This is a genomic window from Blautia sp. BIOML-A1 (genome assembly GCF_009883055.1).
GTDB lineage: Bacteria > Bacillota > Clostridia > Lachnospirales > Lachnospiraceae > Blautia_A.
Map to the genome: position 1 here is coordinate 14,765 of NZ_WWVR01000018.1, position 14,297 is coordinate 29,061.

The 14,297-nt window shown below is 40.4% G+C and carries 12 protein-coding genes and 1 riboswitch; all 12 genes read right to left on the reverse strand.

Translation table 11 applies throughout. The features are described from left to right. Window positions 1-74: 74 nt before the first annotated feature. On the reverse strand, window positions 75-1,253 hold the full coding sequence (gene metK / locus GT674_RS09595) for a methionine adenosyltransferase (RefSeq protein ID WP_161285480.1): 1,179 nt from the start codon (window positions 1,251-1,253) through the stop codon (window positions 75-77). 96 nt (window positions 1,254-1,349) lie between these two features. Next, a riboswitch (SAM riboswitch) is annotated at window positions 1,350-1,451 on the reverse strand. A gap of 79 nt (window positions 1,452-1,530) precedes the next feature. After that, window positions 1,531-2,823 carry a UDP-N-acetylglucosamine 1-carboxyvinyltransferase gene (locus tag GT674_RS09600; RefSeq protein ID WP_161285481.1) on the reverse strand — a complete coding sequence of 431 codons (1,293 nt, stop codon included), beginning with the start codon at window positions 2,821-2,823 and terminating at the stop codon, window positions 1,531-1,533. A gap of 187 nt (window positions 2,824-3,010) precedes the next feature. After that, entirely contained in the window at window positions 3,011-3,526 is a 516-nt protein-coding gene (locus GT674_RS09605; RefSeq protein ID WP_161285482.1) for a shikimate kinase, read from the reverse strand. Window positions 3,527-3,619: 93 nt separating this feature from the next. Then, complete coding sequence (locus GT674_RS09610) at window positions 3,620-4,201, reverse strand: flavin reductase family protein (protein ID WP_161285483.1); 582 nt, start codon at window positions 4,199-4,201, stop codon at window positions 3,620-3,622. Between the two features lie 32 nt (window positions 4,202-4,233). Continuing rightward, window positions 4,234-5,901 (reverse strand): putative manganese-dependent inorganic diphosphatase, encoded by a 1,668-nt coding sequence (locus GT674_RS09615; RefSeq protein WP_161285484.1) that lies wholly within the window; start codon window positions 5,899-5,901, stop codon window positions 4,234-4,236. 14 nt (window positions 5,902-5,915) lie between these two features. Next, window positions 5,916-6,821 (reverse strand): S1 RNA-binding domain-containing protein, encoded by a 906-nt coding sequence (locus GT674_RS09620; protein ID WP_161285485.1) that lies wholly within the window; start codon window positions 6,819-6,821, stop codon window positions 5,916-5,918. 534 nt (window positions 6,822-7,355) lie between these two features. Next, entirely contained in the window at window positions 7,356-7,820 is a 465-nt protein-coding gene (locus tag GT674_RS09625) for a DUF1002 domain-containing protein (protein ID WP_161285486.1), read from the reverse strand. 340 nt (window positions 7,821-8,160) lie between these two features. Then, window positions 8,161-9,036 (reverse strand): 16S rRNA (adenine(1518)-N(6)/adenine(1519)-N(6))-dimethyltransferase RsmA, encoded by an 876-nt coding sequence (gene rsmA, locus GT674_RS09630; protein WP_161285487.1) that lies wholly within the window; start codon window positions 9,034-9,036, stop codon window positions 8,161-8,163. Between the two features lie 14 nt (window positions 9,037-9,050). Further along, window positions 9,051-11,633 (reverse strand): hypothetical protein, encoded by a 2,583-nt coding sequence (locus tag GT674_RS09635; protein ID WP_330585533.1) that lies wholly within the window; start codon window positions 11,631-11,633, stop codon window positions 9,051-9,053. A gap of 66 nt (window positions 11,634-11,699) precedes the next feature. Then, window positions 11,700-12,785 (reverse strand): DNA replication/repair protein RecF, encoded by a 1,086-nt coding sequence (recF, locus tag GT674_RS09640; RefSeq protein WP_161285488.1) that lies wholly within the window; start codon window positions 12,783-12,785, stop codon window positions 11,700-11,702. Window positions 12,786-12,787: 2 nt separating this feature from the next. Continuing rightward, the gene (locus tag GT674_RS09645; protein WP_192926006.1) at window positions 12,788-12,994 is read right to left on the reverse strand and encodes an RNA-binding S4 domain-containing protein; all 207 of its coding nucleotides are present in this window, start codon (window positions 12,992-12,994) and stop codon (window positions 12,788-12,790) included. Window positions 12,995-13,026: 32 nt separating this feature from the next. Continuing rightward, entirely contained in the window at window positions 13,027-14,142 is a 1,116-nt protein-coding gene (gene dnaN / locus GT674_RS09650) for a DNA polymerase III subunit beta (protein ID WP_161285489.1), read from the reverse strand. Window positions 14,143-14,297 lie beyond the last annotated feature (155 nt).

A 14,297-nucleotide genomic window follows, 5' to 3' on the forward strand; every position in this document is an offset into this window, starting at 1 on the left:
ATATGCGTTCATTATATCATATCAAGATATTCCTATCTCTAAATTTTCTATAAAAACAGTGAAAAAAACATGTCTTACAGATATTTCTTCAGATCATCAACTTTATCCAGTTTTTCCCATGGAAGATCTACATCTGTACGTCCAAAATGTCCGTAGGCAGCAGTCTGTTTGTAGATTGGTCTTCTTAAGTCAAGCATACGGATGATTCCTGCCGGACGAAGATCAAAATTCTCACGAATGATCTCAACAAGCTTGCCATCAGAAAGTTTTCCTGTTCCAAATGTATTAACATTAACTGAAGTCGGTTTTGCAACACCAATTGCATAAGAAAGCTGGATCTCACATTTGTCAGCCAGTCCTGCTGCAACAATATTCTTTGCCACATAACGTGCTGCGTATGCTGCTGAACGGTCAACCTTTGTGCAGTCCTTACCAGAGAAAGCACCGCCGCCGTGACGGCCTGCTCCACCATAAGTATCAACAATGATCTTACGGCCTGTAAGTCCACTGTCGCCGTGAGGTCCGCCGATTACAAAACGTCCTGTAGGATTAATGAAATATTTCGTATCCTCATCGACCATATCCGCCGGAATAATCTCATCAAAGACATATTTCTTGATATCTTCGTGGATCTGTTCCTGGGTAACTTCCGGATCGTGCTGTGTTGAGCATACAACTGCATCGATACGGATCGGTTTTCCATCTTCGCTGTATTCAACAGTTACCTGGGTTTTTCCGTCTGGTCTTAAGTATGACAGGGTTCCGTCTTTACGAACCTTTGTCAGCTGACGTGCAAGCTTATGTGCCATGTTGATCGCATATGGCATATATTCTTCTGTCTCATTGGAAGCATATCCAAACATCATACCCTGGTCTCCGGCTCCGATCGCATCGATCTCGTCTTCGCCCATCTTTGCCTCCAGAGCCTTATCAACACCAAGTGCGATATCTACGGACTGCTCATCAATTGCAGTGATAACTGCACAGGTCTCAGCATCAAATCCGTATTTTCCACGGGTATAGCCGATTTCTCTTACAGTATCTCTTACGATCTTCTGGATGTCAACATAAGCACTTGTGGTGATCTCACCCATAACAAGTACAAGACCTGTTGTTGTAGCTGTTTCACATGCTACACGACCCATTGGATCTTCTTTCATGATTGCATCAAGAATGGCATCGGAAATGGCATCACACATTTTATCCGGATGGCCTTCAGTTACTGATTCAGATGTAAATAAAATTTTCTCCATGATTTGTTCCTTTCTTACAACTCATTTACCAGTGTCTTCTGTATAACAAAATAAGACAGCCCAAACAATAGGACTGTCTTGAATTTCATCTCAATCCTCTTATTGTTCGATCACTCGCTCAGGTTGGCACCTTCCTCTTATGGGAGGGGTTGCCGTGGCTTCACAGATCCTTTGTATCTCCACCACTCTGAATAAAAGGCCGCTTTATAAAGTTATCATCGTACATACAATAAACTTATTTTATATACTTGTCAAGTGTTCAGATCGACAATTTTTATCAACCTACACGAAGACGGAATTTCTGGATTTCCTTCTCGCTGGAAACTCTTTCGATCTCAGCTCCAAGACTTCTCAGTTTCTCCTCAAAGTTCTCATAACCTCTCTGGATATAAACGATATCATCCACAACCGTGATTCCATCTGCTGCCAGACCTGCAATGACCAGTGCCGCACCTGCACGAAGATCCGGTGCACTGACTCTTGCTCCTGTCAGTTTACGAACACCATCAATAATCGCTGAATTTCCTTCAACTTTAATATTTGCTCCCATTCTGGAAAGCTCGTCCGCATATTTGAAACGATTTTCAAAAATACTCTCTGTCACGATACTTGTTCCCTCTGCAAGAGCAAGTGTAACAGCGATCTGCGGCTGCATATCTGTCGGATATCCCGGATACGGAAGGGTTTTGACATGAGTGCGGTGAAGTCTCTTTCCGGCACGTACACGTACCGCATCATCAAATTCTTCAACCTCACATCCGATCTCTTCAAGCTTTGCAGTTGTTGCTTCAAGATGCTTCGGGATAACATTCTTTACTGTAACATCTCCACCGGTTGCAGCAGCAGCAAACATAAACGTTCCCGCTTCAATCTGATCCGGAATGATAGAGTATTCTGTACGATGAAGTTTCTCAACTCCTTTGATACGGATAACATCTGTTCCTGCACCCTTGATGTTTGCTCCCATACTGTTCAGAAAGTTGGCCACGTCTACGACATGCGGCTCTCTCGCCGCATTCTCGATCGTAGTACGTCCGGATGCCAGAGAAGCAGCCATCATAATATTGATCGTTGCACCAACAGATACAACATCCAGGAAAATATGGCTTCCGTGAAGGTTCTCTGTCTTTGCTACAATTGCACCATGAAGGATGTTTACCTCTGCTCCTAATGCACGAAATCCCTTTAAGTGCTGGTCAATTGGTCTGCTGCCGATGTTGCATCCGCCAGGAAGCGGAACCTCTGCATGTTTATACTTGCCAAGTAATGCGCCGAGAAGATAATAAGACGCACGGATTTTCTTAATATATTCATAATCTACACTGATATCATCAATTGTAGATCCGTTAATCTTAACTGTGGATCTGTCAATTCGCTCAACCTGAGCTCCTATCCCGGCAATTGCTTCCAGCAAAACATTAATGTCTCTTACGTCAGGCAGATTTTCGATAAGAATAGTTTCATCCGTCATAATTGCAGCAGAAAGAATAGCCAGCGCTGCGTTCTTTGCGCCACCGATCTCAACCTCTCCTACTAACGGATTGCCACCTTTGATTACATACTGTTCCATAAAGCACCTCTATAATTATTTTCACTCCGAAAGTCGAAGCGAATGCCAGATATAAATCTCATTCTCAAAATCTGTATTATAGCACAGATTTAGCATTTGTAAATAAAAATTTACTCTGTTCCCCTTCGCTCCATTGTTAGTCTGACTGTTCACTTTACTCCTGACAGTACCTGTGAACAGTTACCTGTTAGTTACTTTGAATTGAATTCTCTTTTAGTATTTCCAAAAGGTCATGAAGACTTTCTTCCAAATCTTTCCCCTCTTCCTCCAGTACAACATCTGCATATTTCTCATAAAGCGGAGTACGTTCTTCGTACAGATCCTTAAGAGTCTGTCCTTCTTTAAGCAGAACGCCTCTGCACTGCAGATTGCCAAGACGCTTTGAAAGGGAATCCAAAGACAATTTCAAATATACAACTGTTCCAACAGACTTCAGATGATTCATAGCCTCTTCACAGTACACGACACTTCCACCGGTCGCAATCACTGTATGATTTACATCGATTGAAGCATTAACCCTGTTTTCAATTTCCTTGAATCCTGTATAACCTTCTTCTTCAATGATCTCACGCAGGCGTCTTCTTTCCTGTTTCTGGATCAGAAGGTCCGAATCAAGAAACTGATAGCCCAATACCTTTGCCAGGACAACGCCTATCGTACTCTTACCAACTCCAGGCATTCCTATCAATGTTATGTTATTCATAAAATGTCCGTTCTCCTGTTCCATTTCTTACAAATTGCTTAACGCCCATTTTATCATAAATGCCCTGTTTCTGCAATCCCTCTTTGATAACCCTCATTTTTTCGCACTTTTTCTCCGCTTTTTGACACTGTAACCAAAAGTGCCCAGTTTCTTTCCTGTGCCAAGATATTCTCCGTGGGAATATACCAGTGGACGTGCACGGTTGAGATCAAAGCGATTATTCTCATCCATATATTCTTCATCCGCATGTACCGCAAGTACTTCCGCGAGAAACATATCATGAGATCCCAGTTTCTTAACTTCTGTGACGCGGCACTCTATAGATACCGGTGATTCCCTGATCATAGGTGCCTTTACAAATTCAGCCTTTTCTCTTGTGAGTCCTGTTTCTTTAAATTTATCGACATCTCTGCCGGAACGCACACCACAGTAATCAGTAGCCCTGGTAAGTTTTTCTGTCGTCAGATTAATAACAAACTCTCCCGTTTCCATCAACATATGATGTGAAAAGCGGCTTGGCCGGACAGATATATAAACCATCGGGGGATTTGTACAGATCGTACCGGTCCAGGCTACTGTTATAATATCATCTTGTCCTGCTCCATCTGTAACGCTCACCATTACTGCCGGAATCGGATACAGCATATTTCCTGCCTTCCAGGTCTGTTTTGCCATTGTTCCAAAATTCTCCTGTCTGTTCTTTTTGTTTATGCATATTCGCCTGACATCTGTGCAGCTTCCATAAGCGGAGGAATCAGCTGTTTCTTACGGGAAACTACGCCTTCAAGATAAAATGCATCATCCTGCGGTTCCATCTTGAATGCATTTTCCGCCATTTCCCGACTTCCCTCTCCATAGAACAGAAGCTCTGTTGACTGAGTGATGATATCCGTAAGCATAAAGTAAACTCTTGTGACTCCGTGACGTCCACACTCACTTACCATGAACGGAAGCAGTCTTGCCTTAATTTCCTTAAGCTCCTCTGAATCCATAGAACTGATCTGACCAACACCAAAACAGATGTCTCCCTCTGCAATAAACTTCTTGTAATCCTGATAAAAAATCTCTTCCGGAGATTTATCCTTCAGATTGCTTCCTGCCCGGAACATCTCTTTTGCAAACTGTTCAATAGAAATATCTGCGATCAGCGCCAGTGCTCCTGCTGCCATCTTATCCTGCAGTGTACAAGTCGGAGAACGGAACATCAGCGTATCTGAAATAATTGCAGCACACAGAAGTCCTGCAATCTTAGGCGGGATTTCAAGCTTCTGTTCGCCATAAATCTGATACATGATCGTCCCGGTACATCCTACCGGCTGGTTACGGAAACTGATCGGCTGAACCGTCTGCAGCGTTCCGAGTTTATGGTGGTCGATGATCTCAAGGATATCTGCTTTTTCAATATTATCAACTGCCTGGTCCACTTCATTGTGGTCTACAAGCACTACCTGTTTCTTGTGCATACCCAGGAAATTACGTCTGGATATCGTACCGATACATTTTCCTTTCTTGTTGATGACCGGAAAGGCCCGATGACGATGCTTGATCATAACATCCTGTATGTCATCTGTAAAATCTTCGGTATTAAAAGTTACCAGATTATCTGTTTTCATGATATATCTGACAGGAATACTCTGGTTGATCAGTCTTGCAATTGTAAAGGTATCATATGGTGAGGCGATGATGATAATATCCTTTTCATGAGCCAGTTTCACAACATTTTCTGTAACCTGGATTCCAAGTCCCACAATAATACAGCTCACATTCTGGGCAATTGCCTGAAGATGATCTTCTTCACGGTCTCCCATGATGATCATGTCATCTTCCTCAATGTACTCTTTCATTTTATCCGGGTTCGCGGTTCCCACCATAACTCGTCCCTTGATAAAATATCCATGAGGATTTCCTTCAATGATCTCTCCATGGATAGTTTCTGCAATCTTCTGATACTGTGTTCTCGCTCTGGATAAAAGATAACTGTCCGTAGTATCCATATAAGTCTTTGCAATATCACCGATCGTGATCAGACCCTCAAGAGCACCTTCCTTATCTCTGATCGGAAGTGAAACAATGCTGTTTTCCTGCATGATATCCCATGCAGCCTTCAATGACATACTTTTGTCTGCATCCGGACTCATACGGATATCCATATCCTTTACCTGTGTTCCGATATTGCTTAAATATCCCGGTGGCTGCACACCAAAGCGACTCAGTACATATTCCGTCTCCTCATTGATCTGACCTGCACGCTTCGGAACAAATCTCTGCTTCTGACTTGTCCTGTTTTTAATATCGCAGTATGCAATTGCTGAACATATAGAATCCGTATCTGGATTTTTATGTCCTATAACAAAAATTTTCTCCTGATTTCTCATTGATCGCTATCCTTTCAATCCAGTTTAATATTTGCAAAAAGAGAGCCCAGTGAAGTGGTTGCCTGTTCTCCTGCATCCGGAACTTCATAAACTTCTTCTTCGATTTCTTTTGCCATCATATCAGATGCCTCTTTGATACTGAGACTGAGTTTTCCATCCTTGATCGCTGTGACTTTCACCTTCACCTTATCTCCCACTGAAAGAACTTCAGATGGCTTCTTGATCCTCTTCTCACATATCTGAGAGATATGAACCAGACCGGAAAGACCGTTTCCAAGATTTACAAATGCCCCATATGTCTGCAGACTCTCAACAGTTCCCTCTGTGATCAGGCCGATTTCAAGATTTGATACTTTATTTCTGCGTTCTTCTTCTGCCTTTTCACGAAGGATCTCTTTGGCAGAAAGAATAAGTTTCTTACTTTCTTTGTCTACATCTATTACCTGTACCTGAATTGGCTTATTCAGATATTCTTCTGTATCTTCAACATATTCAAGAGAAAGCTTGGATGCCGGGATAAATCCTCTGACATCCTCCACATATGCGATCACACCTGCATTGGTGATCCCCTTAACTACAACATCCAGAACTGCTCCTGTTTCTTTCAGTTCTTTCAGTTTATCCCATGCAAGAACATCCACTGCCTCTACTCTTGAAAGCAGAATATTTCCGTTTCCATCATCTTTTCGGATTACTGTGGCAGAAATCTCATCACCTTCCTGTACGTTTTCCTTAAGACTAAATCCTGGTTCTCTGCTGAAATACTCTGCCGGAATCACACCTTCTGCATAGTATTTCAGATCAAGAATTACCTCTTTTTCATCTACGCTGATCACACTTCCGGTAAGAATATCTCCTTCCTCTATTGTCTTCATAGAAGCTTCCAGTTCTTTTTCATAATCTTTCATTGACTCAGTCATGATCTGTATTATCTCCTCTCATAAATTGTAGCTGTTCACCTTTCCTGCAAACAATTACAATCATTTTCCTGATATATCAAATATTTTAGATAAATTGTAACTATAAATCTCCTGAAAAGTTATATCAAACTTAGTATAACATATTTTTTATAGTGGAAAAAGCCACTTCCTCACAGAGTTTTTTGGGGGATGTCTTATTATCTGGTAGTTTTAGACAAAATAAAAAGGCCTTCCGACAAAAGCCCTTATAAACGAGGAGTGCCCCGGTAGTGGTTTACCGGGGCGATTATTATGAAAAAATTTATGTGTAATGAAGAACATTACAACGTCTGTTAGTGAAGTTCTCTTCGAACTGTGTTTATAATAACAATTAATTATGAACTTTATATGAACAAACAGTAAAGTTTCCGTGTATTTGCACAATTTATTTTGCGTTTATTCGTTTTTTTTATTCAATTATACTATACTATTTTATTTTCTTTATATTTTTTCATGTTTGTTTTTCACAAACGCACTCCTGTCTGTCACACAAGGTCAGTTTAAAATACTTCTGGCCAAATCCACTAATTTACCGAGAATTCCCTTAACATCCTCTTTTGTAATTCCAAGCTCCTCCAGCTTATTATATACCTTATTCACCTGGCTTCTTAACTGCTCCTCGTCCAGATCTGTATTTTTGAATTTATTATATAACTGGATCAAAGTTGTTTTATCAGAGTCCGTCAGAGTAACGCCCACACTCTCCGCAGCTACATCAAGTGCAGATCCGATCTCCTCGTCTGTCACATCTACCTGTCCCAGAATCTCTTTTGTCTGCATGATCAGGTCAACCACTTTATCTGGATTGGAGAGCAGATCATCTACTCCATTATCCTTAAGAATCTCTACTGCCTGATCAACCATCTCTGAACTGCTGTCCTGTGCATATACCATTACCGGTGTTGTACATGCCAGAGTTGCTGCCAGTACCAGTGCGCTGAATTTTTTGTTTATTTTCATTGTAATTACCTCCTGAATCTATTATTTCCATGTAACCACCCAAACATTTTCCATTCAGGCGAGCCTATTATAGCATACTTTTCAGGCTGTGTTGTAAACTTTTTTATCCTTGTTCTATTCATAAAACTTTTGACCTTTGTTCACTGTTTTTTCATAACTTCAACACGATTCCATCATATTTTCTGGATATACTAATGCCATAAAAATAATACAGCCAACATTATTTTTATAATTTTCTTTTTCATATGTTGATAACCTGAAATGGCTATCAACTCTCCTTCCTTTTAAATTTAATAAATAGTAAAAAGCATCCGACCAGCCACCGGATGCTTTTTATTGTTTATTTATTTAATTTTACAAAGCAGTCTGACAATCTGGCAAACTGTTCCAATGTCAGTGCTTCTCCTCTGATATTCAACGGAAGTCCACATTCTGTAATTGCAGCCTCTACCTCTTCCCTGGAATACGGCAGCTCCTGTGAATTCTTAAGACTGTTTGATAATGTCTTTCTTCTCTGATTAAAGGATGCTCGGATCAGACGGAACATCAGCTTTTCATCCAGCGTCGTTACCGGCGGATTCTGATGTCTTGTCAGACAGATCACTGCACTTCCCACCTTTGGTCTTGGCATAAAACAATTCGGCGGTACATTTGCAACAATCTTTGGCTCCGCATAATACTGAACTGCCAGAGAAAGTGCTCCGTATTCCTTAGAGCCCGGGCCCGTCTGCATTCTGTCTGCAACTTCTTTCTGTACCATTACAGTAATAGAACTTACCGGAACATGGCTCTCAAATAATCCCATGATAATCGGTGTTGTAATATAATACGGCAGATTGGCAACGACCTTGATCGGACGTCCCTGATTCTTCTCCTCTGCAATTTTGCAGATATCAGTCTTAAGGATATCCCCATGAAGAACGGTTACATTATCCCACTCCTTCAGCGTATCCTTCAGAATTGGAATCAGCGCATCATCAATCTCAACTGCTGTGACTTCTCTCGCTGCCTCTGCAAGATACTGGGTCATGGTTCCGATTCCCGGACCAATTTCCAATACAAAATCATCTTTTGTAATTTCAGAAGCAGAAATAATACGATCCAGAACGTGTGTATCGATCAGAAAATTCTGACCAAACCTTTTCTGGAATACAAAACCGTACTTTTGAAGGACTTCAATGGTATATTTAGGATTTCCAAGATAAGGTGTGGTCATATTTTCTCCTCTCACTAATTAAAATCTTTCTCGTAAAGTACCAGATATCCATCCTGATTTACTTTTTTCTTGGAGATCAGTTTACGAAGACCGCCTCTGGACTTGGAAATTGCTCCATCAATGATGTCCTTAACTGCACCGATATTCATCGGCTGGTCTTCTTTCTGATTTGTGCTTATCAGATTGTACAGAGATAACATTGCCATCTGATCGATCGTATAGCCGTTTTCTCTTGTATAAATCTTTGCAAAATTAACAAGCTCATCATTCGTAAATACCGGAATATTGATCATAGATGTAAATTTAGAGGTAAATTTCGGGAATCTTGCGATCAGTTTACGCATTCCGATCTTCTCATCCTCAATAATCACGATCAGTCCATCTGTTCTGAATTCCATAGCTTTATTCAGCTGGTTCACCGTTTCTTTCGTCAGCTGATTTGCATTCTCGATAACCAGGAATCCACCTGACATCTTGCGGACAATGTCTGCGATATTTTTTCCGTTGATCTGATCAGCAAACACATATGCGACCTTTGAAGCCTCCAGATTCAGCTGTTTACAGATTGCAGGAATCAGACCTGAGATCAGTCTTGTTTTTCCAGTTTCACGTCCACCCATAACAATGATGTTTCCGGTTCTGGAAGTCTTATCAGAAGCACAGATCTGTGCATCATAAAGTGCATCTACGATCTGTTCTCTCAGTCCGGGTACCTTCGCAAAATAAGTAAAAAGTTTCTCTTCTTCTGAAGTCATCTTTTTCTCTCTCGGAATGATATCTCTTTCTTTGCGTTTCGGTTCCACTGTATAGAGCAGCTGCTCCATATCCTCCTCTTCCAGCTCACCTTTTCTTGCTTTCCTGGATTCAGATTTCTTTCCAGAGCTTCTGGAAGGTTTTATGGTTTCTTCATACTGATCCGTAAAGAAATCTTCATCCTCCAGTTCTGTGATATCTTCATCTTCATAACCGTCTTCTTCGCTGAAATCCTCATAGGAATCATCTTCCATCTCATAAGAGTCCAGATCATCATAGATTTCTTCTTCCGGTTTTTCTTTCTTAACCGGCCCATTCAGAAATTCTTCCTCTGCGCTACGAAGATCTTCTTCTGTCATATAATCCTCAGACTCTTCTTCAGTTACTTCCTGTACCGGAGTTTTTTCCTCGACGATCGGCTCTTTTGGAATTTCAATTCCCTGTGCAGTGGCCGCTTCAAGAATCATATCTTCCAGATTAAATTCAAAATCCTGTGTATCATCGTCCTCTGCTCCAGGCAGACAGATATTCGGAGCCTTCGGAATTTCCGTATGTAATGGATTCTCCATTCCAACGTTCTTCATTGCCTCCGGAATCTCAAGTTCAGGAAGCTTGTTTTCTTTTTCCTGTACAGTTTCTTCGATTTCTTCCGGCTCTGAGACCTCCTCAACAGTCGAAATTTCTTCAGCTTCGACTGTCTCTTCCTCGACTGCCGGAACGTCCTCTTCTTCCTCAACGTTTTCGATCACTACATCCGGAAGCTCGTCTTCTGCTGCTTCTTCAGGATTTCCCTGCTCTTCTTTTTGAATCTCCTGTTCTGTAACATTTTCAATTTTCTCTTCGATGGTACTGAAAACAGAAGTTCCCGAAGTTTTTGGAGGCGGAATGATTGCATCTTCCGGTTCAAGCTCCGGCACATTTGTCGGCTCCGCTTCTGAAGAAATATCCTTTATCATCTCTTCCTGTACAGCCTCTGCCGGAGTCTCCTCTTCTTCCTTCGTTAAATCATTATCAGCTTCTTTTTTCTTTCCTGTAAAAATATCACGAATGCCCTTGGATATTTTTTCCTGAAGACTCTCCGCTCCATTGACATCACGTTCATCAATATCTACGCTTTCAATAACAGGTGCATCATCCTCCGATACTGCAGCAGATTCCGTGTTTTCTTCAGACGGAGACTCTGCTTTAAGTTCTTCTGATTCCTCTACAGTCTTGAGTTTCGGAATAAACTGCCTGTCATATTTCTCTTTCTCGCTGCCAGTCAGCATTCCCATACGACTCTTCAGATCCAGAGCTTTCATGACATATTTACCGTCACTGAACCAGAGAACCATCTCATCACAGAGATCCAGACACTTCTTGGTATCTCCATTCTGATAATATAATTTTGCCAGCTCATATGACCATCTTTCCGTGAATTCCTTTTCTTTGTAGTCCTCAAGAATTCTGATCTGCTCTTCGAGCGGAGCCTGCTCTGCCTTACGTATTTTATATTTTAAAACGTACTGTGTACTGTCATTAGGGGCAACTTCCAGAAATTCATCATAGTATTCCATTGCCTCATCAATATCCTTCATTTTGAGGGATACTTCAATCAACCGATACAAAATATTTCTGCCGATAGGAGCTCTGTGATAAGCCAGAAGGAAAATCTCCCGGCTGTCATCATACCGCTTGTTTGCCGCATATATCTCACCTACAACACACAGAGTATGAACATTCTTTACACGACGCCAGTCAATACTGTCTACAACTTCCATGGCATCCTTGTAGTTTTTCTGTTCTACAAGGCGATTAATTTCTTCAAGTTTGATCCGAAATTCCTCTTTGTCCAATATATTCACCAACTTTCCCAGATTATGAACAGTGTAACATACACTAATATGCTTGTCAAAACTCTTTGTTACTGTTTAGGAAGGTTCAAAAACCTCACCTTTTACAACTTTGAAAACTTTATTCAGATGAAACTGATGACTCACAAAATCATCCAGTCCCGTACAGGTTATCAGTGTCTGTATGTCATGAATACAATCCAGAAGATAGGTCTGGCGGTTGCTGTCCAACTCTGAAAGTACATCATCCAGCAAAAGCACCGGCGTATCTTTAATTTTTTCTTTTACAAGATAAATTTCTGAAAGTTTCAAAGACAATGCTGCTGTTCTCTGCTGCCCCTGCGAGCCAAACTTTCGAATATCCACTCCGTTTACCATAAAACAGAGGTCATCTCTGTGAGGCCCGGAAGAAGTCATCTTCATCCGGATATCTCTGTCTCTGTTTTTTTTCAGAGTTTCTTCAAAAAATTCAGCCTCCGTACTGGGCTCATAAAGGACTTCAAGCTTTTCCTCTCCTCCAGTCAGGTTGCTGTGTATCTCCTGAATGACTGTATTCAGATCTTTTACAAACTCTTTTCTTTTGCTTATAACTTTCTGCCCGTACTGGAGCATCTGCATGTCCCAGATTTCAAGAGTATCGCGAAGTGCCGGATTATGATACATATCTTTGAGGAGTTTGTTTCTCTGGTTTACAATATGATTATATCCTGCCAGATCCGTAAGATATATCTGATCCAGCTGACAAAGCTCCAGATCCATGAACCTGCGTCTTTCTCCCGGGCCATTTTTTATAATATTCAGATCTTCCGGAGAAAAAAAGACAAGATTTACAATTCCAAACAGTTCTCTTGCCTTTTTGATCGGAAGACCATTGATCGCAACTCCTTTTGCCTTATTTTTACGGAGGTGCATATCAATCTTGTAGGAAAGTCCATCTTTTTTTATAAGCATCCGAATATGGGATTCTTCCTTTCCAAACCGGATCAAATCCTTATCTTTGCTGCCTTTGTGGGACTTTGTCGTCCCACAGATATAGACAGACTCCAGAATATTGGTTTTACCCTGTGCATTATCTCCATAAAAAATATTCGTACCCTTATCAAAGTTCAGGTGAAGTTCCCGATAATTTCTAAAATTTTGAAGTTGTACAGATTCAATATACATAATTATTTTATAACTTTAATTTCCTGACCGTCAAAAGTGATCACATCACCTACGTATACTTTACGTCCACGTCGCTGATCTACCTCACCATTTACTTTTACATTTCCATCCTGAATTTCATATTTTGCCTGGACACCATCTTCCACAACTCCTGCAAGCTTCAGTGCCTGTCCAAGTTTAATAAATTCATCTTTTATTGTAATTTCCAAAATAATCCTCCTCTTATTCTGACATACTTCTGTTATCGGGTCTGATTCTGACTGATATTAACCGGTAAGATCAGATAGGTATAGGTTTCATCGTCATCTCTGATGAAGCATGGTGCTTTTGGATTCATCAGATAAAGATGGATTGTCTCATCATCAATAACTTTCAAAGCATCTATCAGAAACTTAGGGTTAAATCCGATAAGAATATCTTTACCTTCTTTGTCAATATCAATTTCTTCATTCATAGATCCCATAGAAGAATCTATCTTCAGTTCCATCTTATGATCACTGATCTCAATCACGATTGGTTTTTTATCTCCTTCTCTTACAAGAAGAGTTGCTCTGTCAATACAGTTTAGAAATTCTTTTTTGTTAACGCTTATCTTCGTATCATAATCACTGGAAAGCATCTGATCAATACGGAAATATTCTCCCTCAATCAGTCTTGATACCACAATTGTCTGATCAAATTCAAATAAAATATGGTTTTTTGTGAAATAAAGACTAACTTGATCATCAATTTCTCCGGAGAGGATTTTGCTGATTTCGCTCAGTGTCTTTCCTGGAACGACAATCTTGCGATCTGCATAATCTTTCTTGAGCGGCATTTTTCTGATAGAAATACGGTGTCCGTCCAGGGAAACAACTTTCAGACAATTATCTTTAATTTCAAACAATTCTCCTGTCATTAAACGGTTATTTTCATTGACTGCAATAGAAAAAATTGTCTGGCGAATCATTTCTTTCAAAGTAAACTGAGAAAGAGAGAGCGCTTCATCCTTTTCAATAACAGGAAGATAAGCAAAATCTTCACCTGCTTTTCCAGGAATCGTAAATTTTGCTTTCTCACAGGTGATTGTAGCTACATAATTGCTGTCAGTTTTGATAGTTATATTACTGTCCGGAAGTCTTCTGATGATTTCATAAAAGATTTTGGCATCCAGTGCAACCATGCCTTTTTCTTCAATCTGTCCATCAACAATAGTTTCAATGCCAAGTTCCATATCATTAGTTGTAAACTTGATCTGATTTGTGGTTGCGTCCATAAGGATACATTCCAGAATAGGCATTGTTGTTTTGGAAGGAACAGCTTTCAAAGATATATTTACGCTTTTTAATAGATTGTTTTTTGAGCAGATAATTTTCATAGTGTGTATAACTCCCTTCATGTTTGAAAATTGGCTTTATAAATATATAAATATATAGATATCCGCCGTAGCCGCCTTAGGGGATGTTGATTGTGTGAAAAAGTCTTTGAAACCTTGAAAATAAAGGATTTATCGACTGTATAACTTCGTGTAAA